Source organism: Burkholderia sp. ABCPW 111 (genome assembly GCF_000773065.1).
Classification (GTDB): Bacteria; Pseudomonadota; Gammaproteobacteria; order Burkholderiales; family Burkholderiaceae; genus Burkholderia; species Burkholderia savannae.
Window position 1 is genome coordinate 36,847 of the sequence record NZ_JPWT01000073.1, and the last position, 20,178, is coordinate 57,024.

Annotated in this window: 15 protein-coding genes; 8 read left to right on the forward strand and 7 right to left on the reverse strand. The window is 70.6% G+C overall.

Going from position 1 to position 20,178, the window contains the following annotated elements:
* Window positions 1-102: 102 nt before the first annotated feature.
* From gsiB to X946_RS16500, 4 genes are all read right to left on the reverse strand, one after another.
* The gene (gene gsiB, locus X946_RS16485) at window positions 103-1,665 is read right to left on the reverse strand and encodes a glutathione ABC transporter substrate-binding protein GsiB (RefSeq protein WP_038749507.1); all 1,563 of its coding nucleotides are present in this window, start codon (window positions 1,663-1,665) and stop codon (window positions 103-105) included.
* Between the two features lie 400 nt (window positions 1,666-2,065).
* Window positions 2,066-4,135: a dipeptide ABC transporter ATP-binding protein gene (locus tag X946_RS16490; RefSeq protein ID WP_038749546.1), complete on the reverse strand. Its 2,070-nt coding sequence runs from the start codon at window positions 4,133-4,135 to the stop codon at window positions 2,066-2,068.
* 35 nt (window positions 4,136-4,170) lie between these two features.
* A complete protein-coding gene (locus X946_RS16495; protein WP_038749549.1) occupies window positions 4,171-5,205 on the reverse strand; it encodes an isoaspartyl peptidase/L-asparaginase family protein in 1,035 nt (344 codons plus the stop codon).
* Window positions 5,202-6,152 (reverse strand): MurR/RpiR family transcriptional regulator, encoded by a 951-nt coding sequence (locus X946_RS16500; RefSeq protein WP_038749510.1) that lies wholly within the window; start codon window positions 6,150-6,152, stop codon window positions 5,202-5,204. The genes X946_RS16495 and X946_RS16500 overlap by 4 nt, the downstream gene beginning before the upstream one ends.
* 334 nt (window positions 6,153-6,486) lie before the next feature.
* Here X946_RS16500 and X946_RS16505 point away from each other — a divergent pair, with 334 nt between their 5' ends.
* Complete coding sequence (locus X946_RS16505) at window positions 6,487-8,520, forward strand: BCCT family transporter (protein WP_038749513.1); 2,034 nt, start codon at window positions 6,487-6,489, stop codon at window positions 8,518-8,520.
* A 459-nt stretch (window positions 8,521-8,979) separates the two neighbouring features.
* On the opposite strand, the gene X946_RS16510 is transcribed toward X946_RS16505, so the two are convergent.
* Window positions 8,980-10,188: a serine hydrolase domain-containing protein gene (locus X946_RS16510; RefSeq protein ID WP_038749515.1), complete on the reverse strand. Its 1,209-nt coding sequence runs from the start codon at window positions 10,186-10,188 to the stop codon at window positions 8,980-8,982.
* 179 nt (window positions 10,189-10,367) lie between these two features.
* Here X946_RS16510 and X946_RS16515 point away from each other — a divergent pair, with 179 nt between their 5' ends.
* The 3 genes from X946_RS16515 (at window position 10,368) to X946_RS16525 (ending at window position 13,519) form a co-directional block, all read left to right on the forward strand.
* Window positions 10,368-10,706, forward strand: a complete 339-nt coding sequence (locus X946_RS16515) for a hypothetical protein (protein ID WP_038749518.1) — start codon at window positions 10,368-10,370, stop codon at window positions 10,704-10,706.
* Between the two features lie 532 nt (window positions 10,707-11,238).
* Window positions 11,239-12,630, forward strand: coding sequence for an alkaline phosphatase family protein (locus X946_RS16520; RefSeq protein ID WP_038749520.1), 1,392 nt, complete (start codon window positions 11,239-11,241; stop codon window positions 12,628-12,630).
* 247 nt (window positions 12,631-12,877) lie between these two features.
* Entirely contained in the window at window positions 12,878-13,519 is a 642-nt protein-coding gene (locus tag X946_RS16525) for a VC0807 family protein (protein WP_038749523.1), read from the forward strand.
* A 242-nt stretch (window positions 13,520-13,761) separates the two neighbouring features.
* Here the strand turns inward: X946_RS16525 and X946_RS16530 are convergent, their stop codons facing one another.
* Together X946_RS16530 and X946_RS16535 are read right to left on the reverse strand one after the other, a co-directional pair.
* On the reverse strand, window positions 13,762-14,115 hold the full coding sequence (locus X946_RS16530; RefSeq protein ID WP_038749525.1) for a hypothetical protein: 354 nt from the start codon (window positions 14,113-14,115) through the stop codon (window positions 13,762-13,764).
* A 188-nt stretch (window positions 14,116-14,303) separates the two neighbouring features.
* Window positions 14,304-15,269 (reverse strand): LysR family transcriptional regulator, encoded by a 966-nt coding sequence (locus tag X946_RS16535; RefSeq protein WP_052145107.1) that lies wholly within the window; start codon window positions 15,267-15,269, stop codon window positions 14,304-14,306.
* A 171-nt stretch (window positions 15,270-15,440) separates the two neighbouring features.
* On the opposite strand from X946_RS16535, the gene X946_RS16540 reads away from it, so the two are divergent.
* The 4 genes from X946_RS16540 (at window position 15,441) to X946_RS16555 (ending at window position 20,054) form a co-directional block, all read left to right on the forward strand.
* Window positions 15,441-17,003, forward strand: a complete 1,563-nt coding sequence (locus tag X946_RS16540; RefSeq protein ID WP_038749527.1) for an ABC transporter substrate-binding protein — start codon at window positions 15,441-15,443, stop codon at window positions 17,001-17,003.
* Between the two features lie 185 nt (window positions 17,004-17,188).
* Window positions 17,189-18,106 carry an ABC transporter permease gene (locus X946_RS16545; RefSeq protein WP_038749530.1) on the forward strand — a complete coding sequence of 306 codons (918 nt, stop codon included), beginning with the start codon at window positions 17,189-17,191 and terminating at the stop codon, window positions 18,104-18,106.
* A 24-nt stretch (window positions 18,107-18,130) separates the two neighbouring features.
* Complete coding sequence (locus X946_RS16550) at window positions 18,131-19,039, forward strand: ABC transporter permease (protein WP_038749532.1); 909 nt, start codon at window positions 18,131-18,133, stop codon at window positions 19,037-19,039.
* A gap of 25 nt (window positions 19,040-19,064) precedes the next feature.
* Window positions 19,065-20,054, forward strand: a complete 990-nt coding sequence (locus X946_RS16555; RefSeq protein ID WP_038749535.1) for an ABC transporter ATP-binding protein — start codon at window positions 19,065-19,067, stop codon at window positions 20,052-20,054.
* Window positions 20,055-20,178 lie beyond the last annotated feature (124 nt).

Here is a 20,178-nt window from a genome sequence, read left to right on the forward strand (position 1 = left end):
GCGGCGCGCCGACGGGCCGCGCGCCGCCTACGCCCGATGCGCGCGGATCGGCGGATTCGGCGCAATCGCGCCGATCCGGCGGGCCGCCCGGGCCGCGTCGCGTCACTTGATCGCGATCTCGTCGAAGTTGAACGAGCCGTCCGGCATCACGTAAGCGCCCTGCAGGCGCTTGCTGCGCGCATAGACGATCTTCTCCTGCACGAGCGGAATCCACGGCGCGTCGGCCCAGATGCGCTTTTGCGCATCGCCGTAGAGCGTCGCCTTCTTCGCGCGGTCGGTGGTTTGCAACGCCTTCGCGAGATCGTCGTCGACCGCGTCGTTCTTGTAGTACGCGGTGTTCATGAGCTTCGGCGGAACCGACGACGACGCGAGCAGCGGCGAGATCGCCCAGTCGGATTCGCCCGTCGACGCGGACCAGCCGGTGTAGTACATCCGCACGGGCGCCTTCGCCGGGTCCTGCGCGCTTTCGACCTTCGCGACCCGCTCGCCCGCCTCGAGCGCCTGCACCTGCGCCTTCACGCCCACCTGCGCGAGCTGCTGCTGGACGAACTGGATCGCCTTCTGCGAGGTCGAGTTGTTGTACGCGGACCAGAGCGTCGTCTCGAAGCCGTTCGGGTAGCCCGCCTCCTTCAGCAGCGCGCGCGCCTTGGCCGGATCATACGGCCACGGGCCGAGCTTCACCGCGTAGTCGACGCCCTGCGGCACGATGCCGGCCGCGGGCGTCGCGTTGCCCGAGAACGCGACCTTCGCGAGCGCGTCCTTGTTGACCGCGTAGTTGAGCGCCTCGCGAACCTTCGGATTGTCGAACGGCTTTTGCATCACGTTCAGGCTCACGTAGCGCTGGATGATCGACGTGCGCTCGATCACGTCGACTTTCGGGCTCGCCTTCAGGTCCGCCGTCTGCTCGAACGGAATGCGGAACGCGAAATCGGCTTCGCCCGTCTTCATCAGCGCGGCGCGCGTGTTGTTGTCGACGACGGGCTTCCAGTCGATCGCGTCGATCTTCGGATAGCCGGGCTTCCAGTAGCCGGCGAACTTCTTCACCTTCAGGTCGTCGGTCTGCTTCCATTCGACAAACTCGAACGGGCCGGTGCCGACGGGGTGCAGCCCGATGTCGCGCCCGTACTTCTTCAGCGCGGCGGGCGAGATCATCACGGCCGACGGATGCGCGAGCACGTTGACGAACGCCGAGAACGGCTCGGTCAGCGTGACCTTCACCGTGTACGGATCGACGACTTCCGTCTTCGCGATCCGGCGGAACAGGTTGTAGCGCTTGAGCTTGTTCGCCGGATCGGTCACGCGGTCGAAGTTCGCCTTCACCGCGGTCGCGTTGAAATCGGTGCCGTCCTGGAATTTCACGCCCTGGCGCAGCTTGATCGTGTAGACCTTCGCGTCGGCGCTCGCGTCGTAGCCGGTCGCGAGCACGTTCACGAGCTTCATGTCCTTGTCGAAGCCGAACAGGCCTTGGTAGAACGATTTCGACACCGCCTGCGACAGCGTGTCGTTCGAATCGTACGGATCGAGCGTGGTGAACGTCGAATCGACGGCCATCACCGCGGCCCGCTCGGCGAACGCGAGCGACGCGGACGACATCGCGATCACGCCCGCGCAGGCGACGAAAAGCGCGCGCGGCGAGAACGGCAAGAACGAATGCGGCGTAGTCATGGGTGGGCTCCTTGGCGATGCTTCGTAAGTGCGTGTGACTGGGTTCGTGTGGTCCTGCTGGCGTCGTTCGGCGGGGCCGGGTTTCGTGCGGATGGTCCGGGGCCTCGCGTCATCGGCTTGCTGCGCTCTTCTCGACTTCCTCTGCTGATTCGATGCCGCTCGCGCATCGCGCGCGCGGCGTTTGCTTCGTCCCGCGGGCGCATCGCGCTCGCGTATTGCGTCTGCGTATTGCATCTGCGTTTTGCATCTGCGTTTTGCATCTGCGTTTTGCATGCGCGTGCCGCAATTGCGTATCGCATTCGCACATCGCGCGCTCGCGCCGCGTTCGCCTGCGGCGCTCGCGCGCCATGCATGCGCCGCGCGGCTCGCCCATTTCGCGCCCGCGCTGCGCCGCGCCTCCTCAATACGCGCCGCCGACCCGATGCTCGGCGACGAAGTGGTCCGGCCCGACCGCGACGAGCGGCGCGACGACGGGCTCGTCGCCGATCGCGCGGATCGGGCTCGGCAGCTCGTCGGCGGGCAGCGTGCGCTGCGCGTGTCGGCGCGCGGGATCGGCGATCGGCACCGCGCTCATCAGCTTCTTCGTGTACGGATGGCGCGGCGTCTCGAACACCGCGCGGCGCGGGCCGATCTCGACGATCTGCCCGAGGTACATCACCGCGACGCGATGGCTGATCCGCTCGACGACCGCCATGTCGTGCGAGATGAACAGATACGCGACGCCGAGCTCGCGCTGCAGGTCGAGCATCAGGTTGACGATCTGCGCCTGCACCGATACGTCGAGCGCCGACACCGATTCGTCGGCGATCACGACCTTCGGGTTCAGCGCGAGCGCGCGCGCGATCGCGATCCGCTGGCGCTGGCCGCCGGAGAATTCGTGCGGATAGCGGCGCGCGGCGTCGGCGGGCAGGCCGACGCGCTCGAGCAGCCAGTCGACGCGCGCCTGCGCCGCCTTGCCGCTCGCGACGCCGTGCACGAGGAGCGGCTCCATGATCGAGAAGCCGACTGTCAGGCGCGGATTCAGCGACGCGAACGGGTCCTGAAAGATGAACTGGATGTTGCGGCGCAGCGCCTGCAGCGCGCGGCCCTTCAGCGCGCCGATCTCGCGCCCCTCGAATTCGATCGAGCCGCTCAGGCTGTCGACGAGGCGCAGCAGCGAGCGGCCCGTCGTCGACTTGCCGCAGCCGGATTCGCCGACGAGCGCGAGCGTCTCGCCCGCGCGCAGCTCGAAGCTCACGCGCTCGACCGCGTGCACGTATTGCGACACGCGGCCGAACGCGCCGCTCTTGACCGGAAAGCGCGTGACGAGGTCGCGCACGCGCAGCAGCGGCGGCGACGCCGGATCGATCGCGGGCTGCGCGAAAGCGCCGGCGGCGCGCGCGTGCGCCGCCGGCGCGGCGGTCGATGCGGTCGATGCGGTCGATGCGGTTGCAGCGGTTGTAGCGGTTGTAGCGGTCGATGCGGCAGAATCAAGCGAAGCAACCGGGGCAACCGAACCAACCGATGCGGATGCGGATGCCGCGTCGCCCGACGCGGGCGCGGCGTCGCCGTTCTCGACGACGACCGCATCGCCCGTGACCGGATCGAAGCGCAGCAGCGGGAATTTCGCGGGCGCGTCGGTGCCCTGCATCGAGCCGAGCCGCGGCACCGCCGCGAGCAGCGCCTTCGTGTACGGATGCGACGGCGCGGCGAAGATCGCATCGGACGCGCCCTCCTCGACCTTCTCGCCGCGATACATGACGAGCACGCGATCGGCGACTTCCGCGACGACGCCCATGTCGTGCGTGATGAAAATCACGCCCATGTCCATCTCGTCCTGCAGCCCGCGGATCAATTGAAGGATCTGCGCCTGGATCGTCACGTCGAGCGCGGTGGTCGGCTCGTCGGCGATCAGCAGCGCCGGCCGGCACGACAGCGCCATCGCGATCATCACGCGCTGCCGCATCCCGCCCGAGAGCTGATGCGGATGGCGCGCAAACACGCGGCGCGCCTCGGGAATGCGCACGAGATCGAGCAGGCGCAGCGCCTCCGCACGCGCTTCGCCCGCGTTCTTGTTCTGGTGCAGCGCGATCGCCTCGCTGATCTGGTCGCCGACCGTGAAAACCGGATTGAGCGACGTCATCGGCTCCTGGAAGATCATCGCCACGTCCGCGCCGCGCACGCTGCGCAGCGCCGACGGCGACGCGCGCACGAGATCGAGCGTCGCGCCGTTGCGCCGGCGCAGCGCGATCCCGCCGCCCGTGATCGCGCCGCCGCCGTGCTCGACGAGGCGCATCAGCGCGAGCGACGTCACCGATTTGCCGGAGCCCGATTCGCCGACGATCGCGAGCGTCTCGCCGCGATCGACGTGGAACGACAGCCCGCGCACCGCCTCGAACGCGGCGCCCTCGCGGCGGAACGTGACGGACAGCCCGTCGACTTCGAGCACGCGCTGCTCGCGCAGGCTCGGGGCGGTTCGGCTCGCGCTCATCTTCCGGCTCTCCTGTGTCTGCGCGGCTGGCGGCGTCACGCCGCCTCCTCGCGGTAGATCGCGGTCACGGGCGCCTCGCCGACGCGCGCGTAGCCGCGGTACATCCCCTCGGTGTTGAACGGCATCGCGAGGTTGCCGCGCGCGTCGATCGCGATGACGCCGCCGCGCCCCGCGATCCGCGGCAGCTTGTTCATCACGACGTCGTACGCGGCCGACGCGAGCGACGCGCCGCGGTATTCGATCTGCGCGGACACGTCATACGCGGTCGCGAGGCGAATGAACATCTCGCCCGTGCCCGTCGACGACACCGCGCACGTCGCGTCGTTCGCGTAGCAGCCCGCGCCGATGATCGGCGTGTCGCCGACGCGCCCCGGCTGCTTGTTCGTGATCCCGCCCGTCGACGTCGCCGCGGCGAGATGGCCGTGCAGATCGCGCGCGACCGCGCCGACCGTGCCGTGCTTGCGGTCCGGATCGAGCGGCTGCGGCGCGAACGCGACGGCGCCGTTGCCGTTACCGTTGCCGTTACCGTTGCCGTCGCCGGACGCGAACGCCGTCGCCGCGTCGTGATCGAGCATCGCGCCCGCCGCCTGCCGCGCCTTCAACCACTGCGCGCGGCGGAACTCGGTGTCGAAGTAGCCCGGCTCCGCGAGCTCGAGCCCCTGCGCGGCCGCGAACGCGTCGGCGCCCGCGCCGGCGAACATCACGTGCTCGCTCGCCTCGAGCACGCGCCGCGCGGCGAGCACCGGGTTGCGCACGCGCGTCGCGCAGCAGATCGCGCCCGCTTTCAGCGTCGCGCCGTCCATGATCGCGGCGTCGAGCTCGTGCGTGCCGTCGGCCGTGTAGACGGCCCCGCGCCCTGCGTTGAAGAGCGGGCAATCCTCGAGCATCCGCACGGCGACGCTGACCGCGTCGAGCGCGCTGCCGCCCTCGGCGAGCACCTTCTGCGCGGCGGCGAGGATCGCGTTCAGCTCGGCGCGGTACTGCGCTTCGGCGTCGGCTGTCATTGCCTGACGCAGGATCGTGCCTGCGCCGCCGTGAATCGCAACGATTGCGGTTGAGGGTGAAGTCATCGGTCGGTTTTCCTGGAACGGCGCGGCGGGCGCGGCGGCGCGACGCACGCGCCCCGCGCCTCGAGCCACGGCAGCATGAATTCGGTCACTTCGGCGGCCGCGCGCGCGGAGCGCTGCGAGCGATGCGCGACCGCGTCGATCAGCGCCTCGAGCAACGCGAGCACCGCGGCCTCGGACGTCGCCGCGAGCCGGCGCTCCGCGTGCACGAAGAGCGCGCGCGTGGCGAACGGCGCGATCGGCGAGTCGGGCCCGTCGGTGATCGCGAGCACCGGCGCGCCGCGTTCGGCCGCGCGGCGCGCGAGCTCGATCGTGTCGTGCACGTAGCGCGGAAACGCGATCGCGACGACGAGATCGTCGCCGCGCGCGTTGAACAGGCGCCGCGCGGCGTCGGTCGGGCCGCCGAGCAGCGCGAGCGAGTGCACGTTGTCGCGATACACGGACAGCCCGTGCTCCATCAGCCCGGCGAGAAACGCGCTCGCGCCCATCCCGACGAGGAAGATCCGGCGCGCGGCGAGCAGCGAATCGACGGCCGCCTCGACGTTCGCGCGATCGAGCCGCCCGCGCGTGCGATCGAGGTTCGCGAGCGCCTGCTCGAAGCTCGCGTCGATCAGCTCGCCGCCGCGCGCGCCCGCTTCGCGCTCCTGCGCGGAGCGCAGCCGCTCGACGGGCGCGAGCGTCGCCTCGAAGCCGCGCACGAGCGCCGCGCGCAGCGCCGGATAGCCGTCGAAGCCGAGCGCGCGCGCGAAGCGGTTCGCGGTGGCGATCGATGCGTCGACCGCGTTCGCGAGCTCGTCGATCCGCATCGTCGCCGCGCGGAACGGATTCGCGAGCACGTACTCGCCCATGCGCCGATGGATCGGCGTGAGCGACGGCAGCGCGGCGGCGATGCGCGCGGCGATCGACGGTTCGGCGTCGAGCGGTGTGACGGTCGGGCTGGAACTGGACATTCGGCGGTCGGGACGATGCGCTGATTGATGAAAGTAAATTTACACAATAGGAAGAAGAGAAAAAATAAATTTTCATCGGGGTTTGCACTGCCTCCGGGCGAGCGCCGCCAGCCCGCGCCACAGGGCGCGCGGCGCGATCCGCGCGCGCATTGTCAGGCAACTTCATCGAATAGCTTACAATTCGTCAGTTTCGGCCTGCATCCTCGCCGTTGCAGCCCCTCCACCCCGCGCCTCGCGCGCGCCGCCGCCTCCGCGCCGTCCACATCGTCCCCATGCCGGGCTCGGCCGCCGCGGCGCGCGCCCCGCGACGCGTCCTTTTTCCGGAGATCCGCTCATGCCCTCATCCCGACCTACGCCGCGCACGACGCTCAAGCCGCAAGTCGTCGTGCCGTCGCTCGCCGCGATCGGCGCGCTGCTCGCTGCCTGCGCGCTGCGGCCGAGCGAAGCCGGCGCGCTCTTCGGCGCCGGCCAGCAGTGGATCGTCACGCGCTTCGACTGGTTCTACGTGCTCGCGATCACGACCTTCCTGATCTTCCTCGTGCTGATCGCGGCGAGCCGCTTCGGCAACATCAAGCTCGGCCCGGACGACGCCGAGCCCGAATTCAGCTTCGTGTCGTGGACCGCGATGCTGTTCGCGGCCGGCATGGGCATCGGCCTCATGTACTTCGGCGTCGGCGAGCCGATCCAGCATTACCTGTCGCCGCCGACGGCCGCGGGCGGCACGCCCGCCGCCGCGCGGGAGGCGATGCTGATGTCGTTCTTCCACTGGGGCCTGCACGCGTGGGCGACGTACGGCGTGATGGGCCTCGTGCTCGCGTATTTCGGCTTTCGCTACAACCTGCCGCTCACGCTGCGCTCGGGGCTTTATCCGGTGCTGCGCGACGGCGTGAACGGCTGGATCGGCCACGCGGTCGACGCGTTCGCGCTCGTCGGCACGCTCGCCGGGATCGCGGTGACGCTCGGCTACGGCGTGCTGCAGCTGAGCGCGGGCCTGCATACGGTCGCCGGCTGGGACACCGGCAGCGATGCGTTCCGCGTCGGCCTCGTCGCGGTCGTCGTCGCGCTCGCCGGGCTCTCCGCCGCGAGCGGGCTCGACAAGGGCGTGCGCCGGCTGTCCGAGCTGAACCTGATGCTCGCGTTCGCGCTGCTCGCGTTCGTCGTCGTCGCGGGGCCGACGTCGTTCCTGCTGCGCGCGATGGGCGACAACCTCGGCGAATATCTGTCGAAGCTCGTGTCGCTGTCGTTTCGCACGTACGCGTACGAGACGCCGAACGAGCAAGGCTGGTTCGGCGGCTGGACGCTGCTCTACTGGGCGTGGTGGGTGTCGTGGTCGCCGTTCGTCGGGATGTTCATCGCGCGCATCTCGCGCGGCCGCACGATCCGCGAGTTCGTGATCGGCGTGCTGCTCGTGCCGACCGCGTTCAACCTCGTCTGGATGACCGCGTTCGGCAACAGCGCGATCTGGCTCGACACGCACGCGGCCGCGGGCGCGCTCGCGCAGACCGCATCCAACGTCGACGCGCTGCTGTTCCGCTTCTTCGACTACCTGCCGCTCACGCGGCTGCTGTCGATCGCGGCGATCGTGCTGATCGCGGTGTTCTTCGTGACGTCGGCTGATTCGGGCGCGTTCGTGATCGACGCGATCGCGACGCGCGGCGCCGCGCATTCACCCGTGTGGCAGCGGCTCTTCTGGGCGGCGGTGCTCGGCGTGACGGCCTCGGTGCTGCTCGTCACGGGCGGACTGAAGGCGCTGCAGGCGCTCACGCTCGTCGCCGCGCTGCCCGTCGCGCTCGTGATGCTCGCGCTCTGCTACGGGCTCTGGCGCGGCCTGAAGGCCGACCACGCGCACTACTCGCAGGACATGGCGCCCGCGACGAGCTTCTGGACCGGCCAGCACTGGCGGCACCGCCTGTCGCATATCCTGCGGCAGACGACCGACGCCGAGGCGCGACAGTTCGTTGAGCGGACAGTCGAGCCCGCGCTGCGCAAGGTCGCGGACGAATTGAAGGCGGGCGGCGTCGACGCGCACGTCGCGCGCGACGACGACGATGCGGTGCGCCTCACGGTGCCCGCGCCCGCGCAGCGCGACTTTGTGTACGGCGCGCGGGTGTCGCGCAAGTCCGCGCCCGCGTTCCGAATCCGCGAGGCGGCCGAGCCCGAGCCGCAGCGCGAGCACGTGTACGAGGTGCTGACGTTCTTCGCGGACGGGCGGCTCGGCTACGACATCGAGTATCTGCGCGGCGACGAGATCATCGCCGACGTGCTGCGGCAGTACGAGCGCTACGTGTCGCTCGCGGCGGACACGCGCACGCATCTGCTCAATCGCGCGCCCGAGCATGCGGGGCCGGAAGGCCAGCCGCCGCGGTAAGCCGCGTCGCCGGAGAAGGGCTCGCGCGGCGCGTGCGCCGACGGACGCGGGCGGCTCCGGCGGCGGGCGCAGGCGAGCGAGCGGGCGGCGCGGATCGGTTCGGTTCGGTTCGGTTCGGTTCGGTTCGGTTCGGTTCGGTTCGGTTCGGTTCGGGGCGGCTCAGTTCAGCTCAGTTCAGCTCAGTTCGGCCCGGCCCGGTTCGGTTTGGCCCGGTTTGGCCCGGTTTGGCTCGGCTCGGCTCGGGTCGGCCCGCTCGGCTCGGTTCCGTTTGACGCGACTCGGCGCGGCGCGCGAGTGCGTCAGCGTCGCCGCGATGCGTTCGCCCCCGTGCGGCGGCCCAAGCCGCCGCCGCACGGACCTTCCAGACCGCCCGGACCGCCGACGCCGCCCGCGCCCGCCGCCGCGAGGCCAAGCGCCGTCCTTCTTCGCGCCGCGCGCACCGCAAAGGCCGGCCGCGAATCACCCGCCGTAAACCGCGTCGCGCACCTCGACCGTCAACGGCCCCGACATCCCTTCATACGCGGTGTTCGTCATCAGCAGCACGGTAAGCCCGCGCGCCGCGTCGACGAACCAGGAATGCCCGTAGACGCCGCCCCATTGCAGCGTCCCCGCGCTTTGCGGCGACTGCGCGAGCGCCGGATCGGACAGCACCGCGCCGCCGTAGCCGAAGCCCCAGCCGGGGCCGCGCGTCTCGGCGGCCGGCCCCGTGTGATCGGTGCGCATCGCGTCGACGAGCGCGGCGGGCAGGAAGCCGTCGCCGCCCGTGCGGATCGTCTCGAGCATGCGCAGCACGTCGTCGGCGCTGCCGTACATGCCCGCGCCGCCCGACGGAAACGCCGACGCGTCGAACGCCCGCGACGGCGCGAAGCGCACCGCGACGCCTTGCCCGTCGGGCAGCGGCACGTCGAGGTTGTCGGTGATCCGCGCGGGTTCCGGCGCGGCGTTCGCGTACGCCACCGCGAAGCGCGCGGGATCGGCCGCGACGAAGCCCGTGTCGAGCATCCCGAGCGGCGTCGTGACGAGCTGCGCGACCGCGTCGGGCAGCTCGAGCCCGGTCGCGCGCTCGATCGCCGCGCCGAGCACGTCGAGCGCGAGCGAATAGCGCCATGCGCTGCCCGGCTCGAACGCGAGCGGCGCGGCCGCGATGCGCCGCAGGTTCTCCTCGAGATCGAAGTCGACGAGATCGATGCCGTCGGAAATGCCGAGCGCGTGATAGATCGAGCCGGGCTCTTCGAGCAGCCCGTAGCTGAGCCCCGCCGTGTGCGCGAGCAATTGATGCACGGTCAGCGCGGGCGCGCGGCCGTCGGGCAGCTTCGGCGCGAACGCCGGCAGCCAGCGCGTGATCGGCGCGTCGAGCGCCATCCGGCCGTCGGCGACGAGGCGCAGTACCGCGGCGGTGACGATCGGCTTGGTGATCGACGACAGGCGAAACAGCGTGTCCTCGCGCATCGGCCGCCGCGTTTCTCGCTCCGCGAACCCGTGCGCGCGCCGATAGACGACTTCGCCATCGCGCGCGACGAGCGCGACCGCGCCGACGATGCGCCGCTCGGCGAGCGCCGTCGCGAACACGCGGTCGAGCCGCCCGGCAAGCGCGGCAGGGTCCGTTGCGGTGACCGCGGCTGTGGCGGCCGCGGATGCGGATGCGGGGGCTACGAACTCCAAATTCATCGTGCTGCTCCTCGTCGGTCGGAAAGCGTCGATTCTAGACACGCTGCGACGATTCCGCTGGCGTAGCCGCGCGCGGGACAGGGGCAAGGCGCGCGTCCCGCGCGCGCTCCGCGCGATTCGCTAAGATAGCCGGTCTTTCCGATTTTCCCGCCCCGTAGAGGTGAAGAGGTGCCGCTCCGATGACCGCTCCCGCCACGCTCGCCGCCGCAGCCGGCGCGACGACATTCGCCGAATGGACCGGGCTCGGCGCGCTCGCGCTGCTGTATCTGTTCGGCCTCGGCTGGTCGCTGCGCGGCGCGTTCGCGCGAACGCGCGGGCGCGGGTACTGGCTCGCGTGCGCGGCGCTGATCGCGGGCGGCACGGCGTGCGCGCTGCTCGCGAAGCCGTTTCCGTCCGATTCCGGCGAGATGCCGCCCGGCTTCGGGCTCGGCGTGCTCATCGTCATGCTCGGCATCGCGGGCACGACGGCCGGCTGCGCGTGGCAGGCGATCGCGCGGCTGCGGCGCGAACACCGCTAGCAGGCTGCTGAAATTCTCTCGCGAGGACTACGGCTGACAATTTCCGACCTCGTAAAACGCGCTACAAGCCGCTCGCGCGACTTCGGGAAGCGGCAGACGACCCGCGAAACCGTCTGCAAGCACCCCTCAAAGTCGTTTTCAACAGCCTGCTAGGCCCGCGCCATCGCGCGCCGCGCGCATCGTCTCGTGCGGCCGGGCCGCGCCGCCGCTGAGATGCGTCGTCCGCTCGGCGCTCACGAGCGCCGAGCGCTCTGCGGTGCATGACGCGGGGCGGATCGCCGCGCGGCCCTGCGCGGCCGCGAAAACGCCGCCGCGCGTGGCGATCGGATCGTTCGCCGCGCCGGCGTCGCGACAGCGCCGGCCGGCTCGGCCGCGCCGAGCGGGAGCGGGAGCGGGAATTGCGCGCCGGCGACGATTTCGTCGCCGCCTTGTTTTTCCCGAAATATCGGATATACCTAATCCATCCGTTGCGCTCGTCAAGCAAGGCGCGCGACGGCCAGCGACGCCGTCCGCGCATAAAAAGGAGAAGATCGTGGCGAAGATCCTGGAAAACGTCGAGCACGTCGTCGTCGTGATGTTCGAGAACCGCTCGTTCGACACGATGCTCGGCTGGCTCTACCCGCCCGGCACGCAGCCCGCGCACGTGCTGCCCGCGCGCAGCTCGCCGCAGTTCGACGGCCTGAAGCCCGGCATGTCGAATCCGTCGAAGTCCGGCAAGCCGATCGCCGTCACGCTCGAAGCAACGAATAGCGTGATTCCCGATCCGCAGGAGACGTTCGTCAACGTGACAAGCCAGATCCTCGGCCCGCGCGACGCGCAAGCGCCGTGGCCGCCGATGCAGGGCTTCGTCGTCAATTACGAAACGACGCAGACGACCGATCCCGGCCACGTGATGCAATGCCACAGCGTCGCGCAGTTGCCGACGCTCACGGCGCTCGCGCGCGCGTACGCGGTGTCCGACGCCTGGTTCGCGTCGGTGCCGAGCCAGACCTGGCCGAACCGCGCGTTCGCGCACGCGGGCACGTCGAACGGGCGCGTGAACAACGGCGAGATCCCCGATCCGCTCGAATGGAACGTGCCGACGATCTTCGACGCGCTGTCGTCGATCGGCGCGAGCTGGGCGGTGTACAGCGACACGCTCGTCACGCCGTCGCTCACGCACACGATGTTTCCGACGCTGTGGGACGACAAGTACGCCGATCGCTTCAGGCACTTCCCGGATTTCGTCGCCGCGTGCAAGCACGACGCGCTCCCGCAGTACGCGTTCATCGAGCCGAGCTTCCTGTTCGAGCCGAACGACCAGCATCCGCCGCACGACGTGAGCGCGGGCGACGCATTCCTGCACGGCATCTGGATGGCGCTCAGCACATCGCCCGGCTGGCCGCGCACGCTGCTCGTCGTGACCTACGACGAGCACGGCGGCTGCTTCGATCACGTGCGGCCGCCCACGAACGCGACGCCGCCCGACGCGGCGAGCACCCCCGGCGACGAAACGTTCGACTTCGATCGCTTCGGCGTGCGGGTGCCGGCCGTCGTCGTGTCGCCGTACATCGAGGCGGGCACCGTGTTCCGCTCGCCGACGAACGTCCCGTACGACCACACGTCGATCCTCGCGACGCTGCGCGACTGGCTCGGCATCCCGCCCGACAGGATGCTGAAGAGCGCGCGGATCGCGAATGCGCCGACGCTCGCGCAGCTTTTCACGCGCAGCACGCCGCGCACCGATCTGCCGACGATCGCCGCGCCGGCGACCGACTTCGTCCATCCGCCGCCGACCGCGCCGCTCAACGATTTGCAGAAAAGCCTCGTGACGGGCACGTCGCGGCGCGACGGGCACGATCCGGCCGCGAGCGTCGCGCCGATCACGACGCGCCAGCATGCGCTCGACTTCTTCGAGCGCCGGGCGCAGGGCAAGCCCGCGTAGCGGCAAGCGGGCGAAGCGCCGCGCCCCCTCGGACGGCGCGCGCGGCGCTTCGCCCGCTTGCCCTGCGCGCGCGTTTCGCTCGACGCTCGCGAAATCCGGCATGATAGGTGCTTGAAGCGAGGTGCTCGAAGCGAGGTGCCTGAAGCGCAGTGCCTGAAGCGAATCGAACGGCCGGCCGCGCGCCCGCGCCCGCTCCCCGGTCCGCGCCGATCGCGCCCCGGCCAACCCAACGGAATCCGTCGCCGCCATGAAGATACGCCCCGGTCTCGTCGCCGAACTGACGGTGAACCTGCTGCTCCCCTGGGCCGCCTATCGTGCGGCGGTGCCGCACTGGGGCGAGACGGGCGGCCTGATCGCGTCGGCCGTACCGCCGCTCGTCTGGAGCGCGATCGAACTCGCGCGCTTCCGGCGCATCGACGCGCTGTCCGCGGTCGTGCTGTTCGGCATCGTGCTGTCGATCGCCGCCGCGCTCGCGGGCGGCAGCCCGCGCATGCTGCTGATGCGCGAATCGCTCGCGTCCGGCGCGATCGGCGTCGCGTTCCTCGGCTCGCTCGCGCTGCCCAAGCCGCTCGTGTTCCATCTCGCGCGGGCGACGGTCGCGCGCGAGGCGCACGACGGCGCCGCGCGAATCGACGCGCTGTGGGTCGAGCGGCCGGCGTTCGTGTCGGCGATGCGGCTGATGACGCTCGTCTGGGGAACCGGGCTCGTCGCCGAGAATCTGCTGCGCGCGTGGATGATCTGGAACTGGCCGGTCGAGCGCGTGCTCGTGGTCGCGCCGTTCGTCGGCTACGCGATCTACGGTGCGCTGATGATGTGGACGCTGTGGTATCGGAAGGTGATGCGCACGCATGCGCTCGCCGGCTTGCCCCGCGGCGGCGCGCTCGGCTGAGCGGCGAAGCCGCTCGCGCTCGACCCGCCCGGCGGCCCGCGCCAGCCCGCCGTTCGCGCGAAATCGGCGTGAACGGGCCCCGGCACGCTGCCGGGATTCTGCGGGCGGGATGCCGGAGAAAATCGTCGCCCTCTCCGCATGCGCGACAAACCGCTCGTGCGGCTTCGGGCCCGGCTTCGGCGACGGGGCGCCCCCCCCAAACTTCGTGCGAGCCCCTCGCGCCCCCGTCTTTCGGCAGCCCGCTAGCCGCGCCGGCGAAAGAACGCGATCGGGCTCGCCGCCGCACGCGCGCCCCAGCACGCTCGCGCGCGCGCCGCGAAATCGAGCGCGTCGTTCGACGCGGCCTCCGCGTGCCCTTCGTGCCAGATGCCGGCGAGGCGGCTGCCGATCCGATACGGATTGGCGCGCCCGCCGAGATAGTCGGCGAAGCCTTGCTGATATGCGCCGTACAGCGTGAGCGGCGGCGTTCCGTCGGACGGCGCGCCGCCGTGCGCGGCGAGCGGCTCGGACGCCACCTCGGCGATCAGCGTCTCGCCGTCGATCTCATTCGGCTCTGCGACGCGCACGCGCCGGCGCTCGACCCCGACGAATCCCATGTGAAGCTCCCTGAATCGGTTCTTTCCCAGTCAGGAGCAATAAGAGTGCCAGCCGCCACGCGCGCGGCGAACGCCGTCGCCTCAAGGCCGCGGCGGCGCGGCCCGGCGCACGCGGCGCCGACGTTACGGAACATGTCACGTGACGCCCGCGTTGCGCGCCGCGCCGCGCAACCGCCCATTCCGTTGCATCAATGAAACGTCGCGTCGCCGCCGCCGCCGCCGCCGCTGCCGCTGCCGCTGCCGCTGCCGTCGCTCGCGAGCCGCGCGCGCAGGAATTCGAGAAAGAGCTGCACGACCTTCGGCAGCGTGCGCCCGACGAGCGTCTGCAATTCCACCGCGCGCGCGTCCATCCCGCGATCGGCGATCGGCCGCACCGCGAGCTCGCCGCGCGCCTGCCGCGAGCGCACCGTGACCTCGCCGGAGATCGAGATCGCATCGCACGCGATCGCGAAGTTGTGCAGCGCGACGATGTTGTTGCTGACCATCACCGGCTCGATCGTCAGGTTCTGGCGGCTCGACACGACGTCGAACAGCTGCCGGATCGTCGTGCTCGGATCGGGCAGCGCGAGCGGATATGCGCTCATCTGCAGCACCGACACCCGTTCGAGGCGCGCAAGCGGATGATCGCCGCGCATCACCGCCATCACCGGCGCGCTCTGCCGGTGCTCGACCTTGATGTCGCTCTCGGGCGTGCGGCTGAACGTCACGCCGACGTCCGCCTCGCCCTTCTTCACGCGGCGCGTGACGTCGGCGGGCGCGCACACGGCCGCCTGGAACACGATGCCGGGATACGTGCGGCGGAAATCGGCGATCGCGTGCGGCACGAACTCGATCGCGAAGCCCTCCGACATCGCGACGCGCACCTGGCCGCGCCGCAGCCCCTGCAACGCGTCGATGTCCTGCACGAGCCGGTCGGCCTCGAGCTCGGTGCGAAACGCATACGCGGCGAGCATCTCGCCCGCCGCGCTCGCGACCATCCCGCGCGAGCGGCGCTCGAACAGCGGCGTGCCGAGCACCTGCTCGAGATGCGCGATCTGGCGGCTGATCGCCGAGCCGGCGACGTTCAGCCGCGCGGACGCCTCGCTGATCGATCCCGCGCGCACGACTTCGAGGAAGTAGCGCAATGCGGTGTCCTGCAGTTGATGGTGCTTCATTGCGCCTCCTCGCGATCGCCGGCGCCGCGATGCCGTTTCGGCAACGCAGACTTATTTTTTCGATAATAGTCGCAACAAAATTCGCTGTTTACGCTTGGCTCCTGAGCGTGGCCCCCATGCCCGCCGCGGCCCCGCCCGGCCGCCCCGTCCCGGATTTCCAGGAGCCTTGCGATGAATCGTCGGTTCGCCGTTCGCCCCGCCCTCCGCTTTTCCGCCCGCGCGGCGCTCGCGCCGGCGCTCGCGTTCGCGCTGATGCTGTCGCTGCCGCCCGCCGCGCACGCCGGCAAGACGAACGACACGCTCGTCTACGCGTCCGACAGCGAGCCGGAGAACATCTCGCCGTATCACAACAACCTGCGCGAAGGCGTGATCATCGCGCACATGGCGTGGGACACGCTGATCTACCGCGATCCGAAGACGGGCGCGTACAAGCCGCAGCTCGCGACGGCGTGGAAGTGGGAATCGCCGACGTCGCTCGTCGTCGACCTGCGCCGCGACGTGACCTTCCACAACGGCGACAAGCTCACGGCCGACGACGTCGCGTTCACGTTCAACTACGTCGTCGCGCCGGATTCGAAGGTCGTCACGCGGCAGAACACCGACTGGATTCAGAGCGCCGAGAAGACGGGCGACTACCAGGTTCGCATCCGGCTCAAGGCGCCATTCCCGGCGGCGCTCGAATACCTGTCCGGCCCCACGCCGATCTATCCGGCCGCGTACTTCAAGAAGGTCGGGCTGCAGGGGTTCGGCAAGGCGCCCGTCGGCACCGGGCCGTACAGGATCGTGGCGGTGACGCCGGGCGTCGGCGTGACGATGGTCAAGAACCCGAACTATTTCAAGGACAGCCCGCTCGGCCAGCCGAGGATCGGCACGATCAAGTTCGTCGTGATCCCCGATCCGGAGACGCGCTCCGCGCAGCTCATGACGGGCGCCGTCGACTGGATCTGGCGCGTGCCGGCCGACCAGGCCGATTCGCTGAAGGCAATGCCAAACCTCACCGTGCAAAGCGGCGAGACGATGCGCATCGGCTATCTGTCGATGGACGCGGCGGGCGCGTCCGCGCCGAACTCGCCGTTCAAGGACGCGCGCGTGCGGCAGGCGGTCAACTACGCGATCAACCGCGGCGCGCTCGCGAAGAGCCTCGTGCGCGGCGGCAGCCAGCCCGTCTACGCGCCGTGCTTTCGCACGCAGTTCGGCTGCGATACGTCGGGCGTCGTCAAGTACGACTACGACCCCGCGAAGGCGCGCGAGCTGCTGAAGGCGGCGGGCTACCCGAACGGCTTCGACACCGATCTGTACGCGTACCGCGAGCGCGAGTACGCGGAGGCGCTGATCGGCGATCTGCGCAAGGTCGGCATCAACGCGCGGCTGCACTACCTGCAGTACGCGGCGCTGCGCACCGCGCAGCGCTCGGGCAAGACGCCGCTCACGTTCCAGGCTTGGGGCTCGTTCTCGGTCAACGACGCGTCCGCGTTCGTCAGCGTCTACTTCAAGGGCGGCCCCGACGACAGCGCGAAGGACGCGACCGTCGAGAAATGGCTCGATGCCGCCGACACGTCGAGCGACCCGGCCGTGCGCAAGACGAACTACGCGAAGGCGCTCGCGCGGATCAGCGGGCAGGCGTACTGGGCGCCGCTCTTCTCGTATTCGACGAACTACGCGTACGCGTCGGCGCTGAACTTCAGCGCCTATCCGGACGAGCTGCCGCGCTTCTACGAAGCGAGCTGGAAGTAGGCCGGCGCGCGCCGCGCCGATCGCCCGCGCAGCCGGATCGGCCCGTGCGCCCGATTCGCCGCTGCCCGGCCGGCGCGCGCCGCGCCCCGACCGTCCGCCGCCGATCGACGCTCGTTCGACACTTGACCGCCGCATCCGGCCGCGCCCTTCACCGAACCGAACCCAACCGATCCGTACCTCGCGCCATGTCAGCTTATCTGTTCCGCCGTCTGGGCCTCGCGATCGCCGTCGCGCTCACCGTGTCGATCGTCAGTTTCGCGCTGCTCCATCTGTCCGGCGACCTCGCGACCGCGATCGCCGGCCCCGAGGCGACCGCCGCGCAAGTGGACGCGCTGCGCATCCAGTACGGGCTCGACCGGCCTGTCGCCGCGCAGTACGCGGACTGGCTGTGGCGCGCGGCGCACCTCGATTTCGGCCGCTCGTACTTCTTTCAGTCGTCGGTCGCCGATCTGATCGCCGAGCGCCTGCCGATCACGCTGAAGCTCGGCGGCGTCGCGCTCGCGCTCGCCGTGGCGGTGGCGATTCCGCTCGGCGTCGTCGCCGCGCTGTACCGCGACACCTGGATCGATCGCGCGGCGCTCCTCGTCGCGGTGATCGGCCAGGCGATGCCGAGCTTCTGGTTCGGCTTGACGCTGATCCTCGTGTTCGCGGTCGGGCTCAAATGGCTGCCCGTGGCCGGCAACGACGACTGGCGCCACTTCGTGCTGCCCGCCGTCGCGCTCGGCTACTACGCGACGCCCGCGATGATGCGGCTCACGCGCGCCGGGATGCTCGACGTGCTCGGCGCCGACTACATCCGCACTGCCCGCGCGAAGGGCCTGAGCCCGGCGCGCGTCGTCTTCAAGCACGCGCTGCGCAACGCGCTGATTCCGGTGGTCGCGCTCGCGGCGGTCGAGCTCGGCTTCATGCTCGGCGGCTCGGTCGTCATCGAATCGGTGTTCTCGCTGCAAGGGCTCGGCCAGCTCGCGTGGGATGCGATCGCGCGCAACGATTTCCCCGTGGTGCAGGCCGTCGTCCTCGTCATCGCGATGTTCTACGTCGCGCTGACCTTTCTCGCCGACGTCGCTAACGCGGCGCTCGATCCGCGCATTCGCGCCCGATAGCTTCCCGTCCGACAGGAGCGGCCCATGCCCTTGCGCTCGCACTCTCTCCCGGCCCTGCGCATCGACGCGCCCGCCCGCCCCGCGTGGCGGCGCGCGGCACGCCGGCTGCTCGGCCATCGGGGCCTGTCGATCGGCGCGGCGCTCGTCGCGCTCGCCGTGCTCGCCGCCCTCTTCGCGCCGTGGCTCGCGCCGCACGATCCGTACGGCCAGGACCTGACGCGCCGGCTGCTGCCGCCCGCGTGGGACGCCGCGCGCGGCAACTGGGCCTACCCGCTCGGCACCGACAAGCTCGGCCGCGACTACCTGAGCCGCCTGCTCTTCGGCGCGCGCGTGTCGCTCGTGATCGGCGTCGCGGCGGCCGCGCTGTCCGGGGTCATCGGCACGACGCTCGGCGTGCTCGCCGGCTACTTCGGCGGCCGCGTCGACGCGGCGATCAGCTACCTGATCACGACGCGGCTCGCGATGCCCGTCGTGCTCGTCGCGCTCGCGATGTCCTCGCTGCTCGGCGGCTCGCTCGCCACCGTGATCGTGCTGCTCGGCCTGCTGCTGTGGGACCGCTTCGCGGTCGTGTCGCGCTCGATCGCGCAGCAGTTGCGTGACGCCGAATTCATCGCGGCCGCGAAGGCCGTCGGCGCATCGACGCCCTACATCCTGCTGCGCGAGCTGCTGCCGAACGTCTCGGGCGCGCTGATCGTCGTCGCGACGCTCGAGATGGCGCACGCGATCCTGCTCGAGGCGACGCTGTCGTTCCTCGGGCTCGGCGTGCCCGCGCCGATGCCGTCGTGGGGGCTGATGATCGCCGAAGGCAAGGCGTACATGTTCTTCCAGCCGTGGGTGATCCTGATTCCGGGCGCGGCGCTCGCGATCACGGTGCTCGCGATCAATCTCGTCGGCGACGGCGTTCGCGACCTGAGCGCGCCCGAAGGCCGCTGACCGACCGGCGTCAAGGAGAAGCCCGATGGCTGCATTGCTCGAAGTCGACAATCTGCGGGTCGACCTGCCGACCCCGAACGGCGTGCTGCACGCGGTGCGCGGCATCGACCTGCGCCTCGAGCGCGGCGAGCTGCTGTGCGTGGTCGGCGAATCCGGCTGCGGCAAATCGATGACGTCGCTCGCGCTGATGGATCTGCTGCCGCGGCACGCGCAGCGCCGCGCGGATCGGCTCGCGTTCGACGGCATCGATCTGCTGTCGCTCGAGCGCCGCGCGATGAACGGGCTGCGCGGCAACCGGATCGCGATGATCTTCCAGGACCCGATGACCTCGCTCAATCCCGCGTACACGCTCGGCAACCAGCTGTGCGAGGCGCTGCGCCGGCATCGCGGCGCGTCGCTCGCGCAGGCGCGCGAGCGCGCGGTGCATCTGCTCGAACGCGCGGGCGTCGCGCACGCGGCCGAGCGGCTGCGCCAGTATCCGCATCAACTGTCGGGCGGGCTGCGGCAGCGCGTGATGATCGCGATGGCGCTGATGTGCGAGCCCGATCTCATCATCGCCGACGAGCCGACGACCGCGCTCGACGTGACGATCCAGGCCGAGATCCTGCGGATGCTGCGCGAGCTGCAGCGCGAGTTCGGCACCGCGGTGCTGTTCATCACGCACGATCTCGGCGTGGTGTCGCGGATCGCCGATCGCGTGGCGGTGATGTACGCGGGCGAAGTCGTCGAAACCGCGAGCGCCGCGCAGCTGTTCGCGCGGCCCGCGCATCCGTACACGCGCGGCCTGCTGAACTGCATTCCGGTGCGCGGCAAGACGCGGCCCGGCTCGCGGCTCGACGCGATTGCGGGCGTCGTGCCGTCGCTCGTCGGCAACATCGACGGCTGCGCGTTCCGCAACCGCTGCGCGCTCGCGCGCGACGCGTGCGCGCAGACGCCGGCGTTCGTCGACGCCGGCGGCGGCCATCGCGCGCGCTGCGTGCTTGTCGAATCCGCTTGCGAGGAAATCAGCCGATGAACGCCGCTCCGCTTTCCGCGTCCAATGCATCCGCTGCATCCGCTGCATCCGCTGCATCCGCTGCATCCGCTGCATCCGCTGCATCCGCTGCATCCGCTGCATCCGCTGCATCCGCTGCATCCGC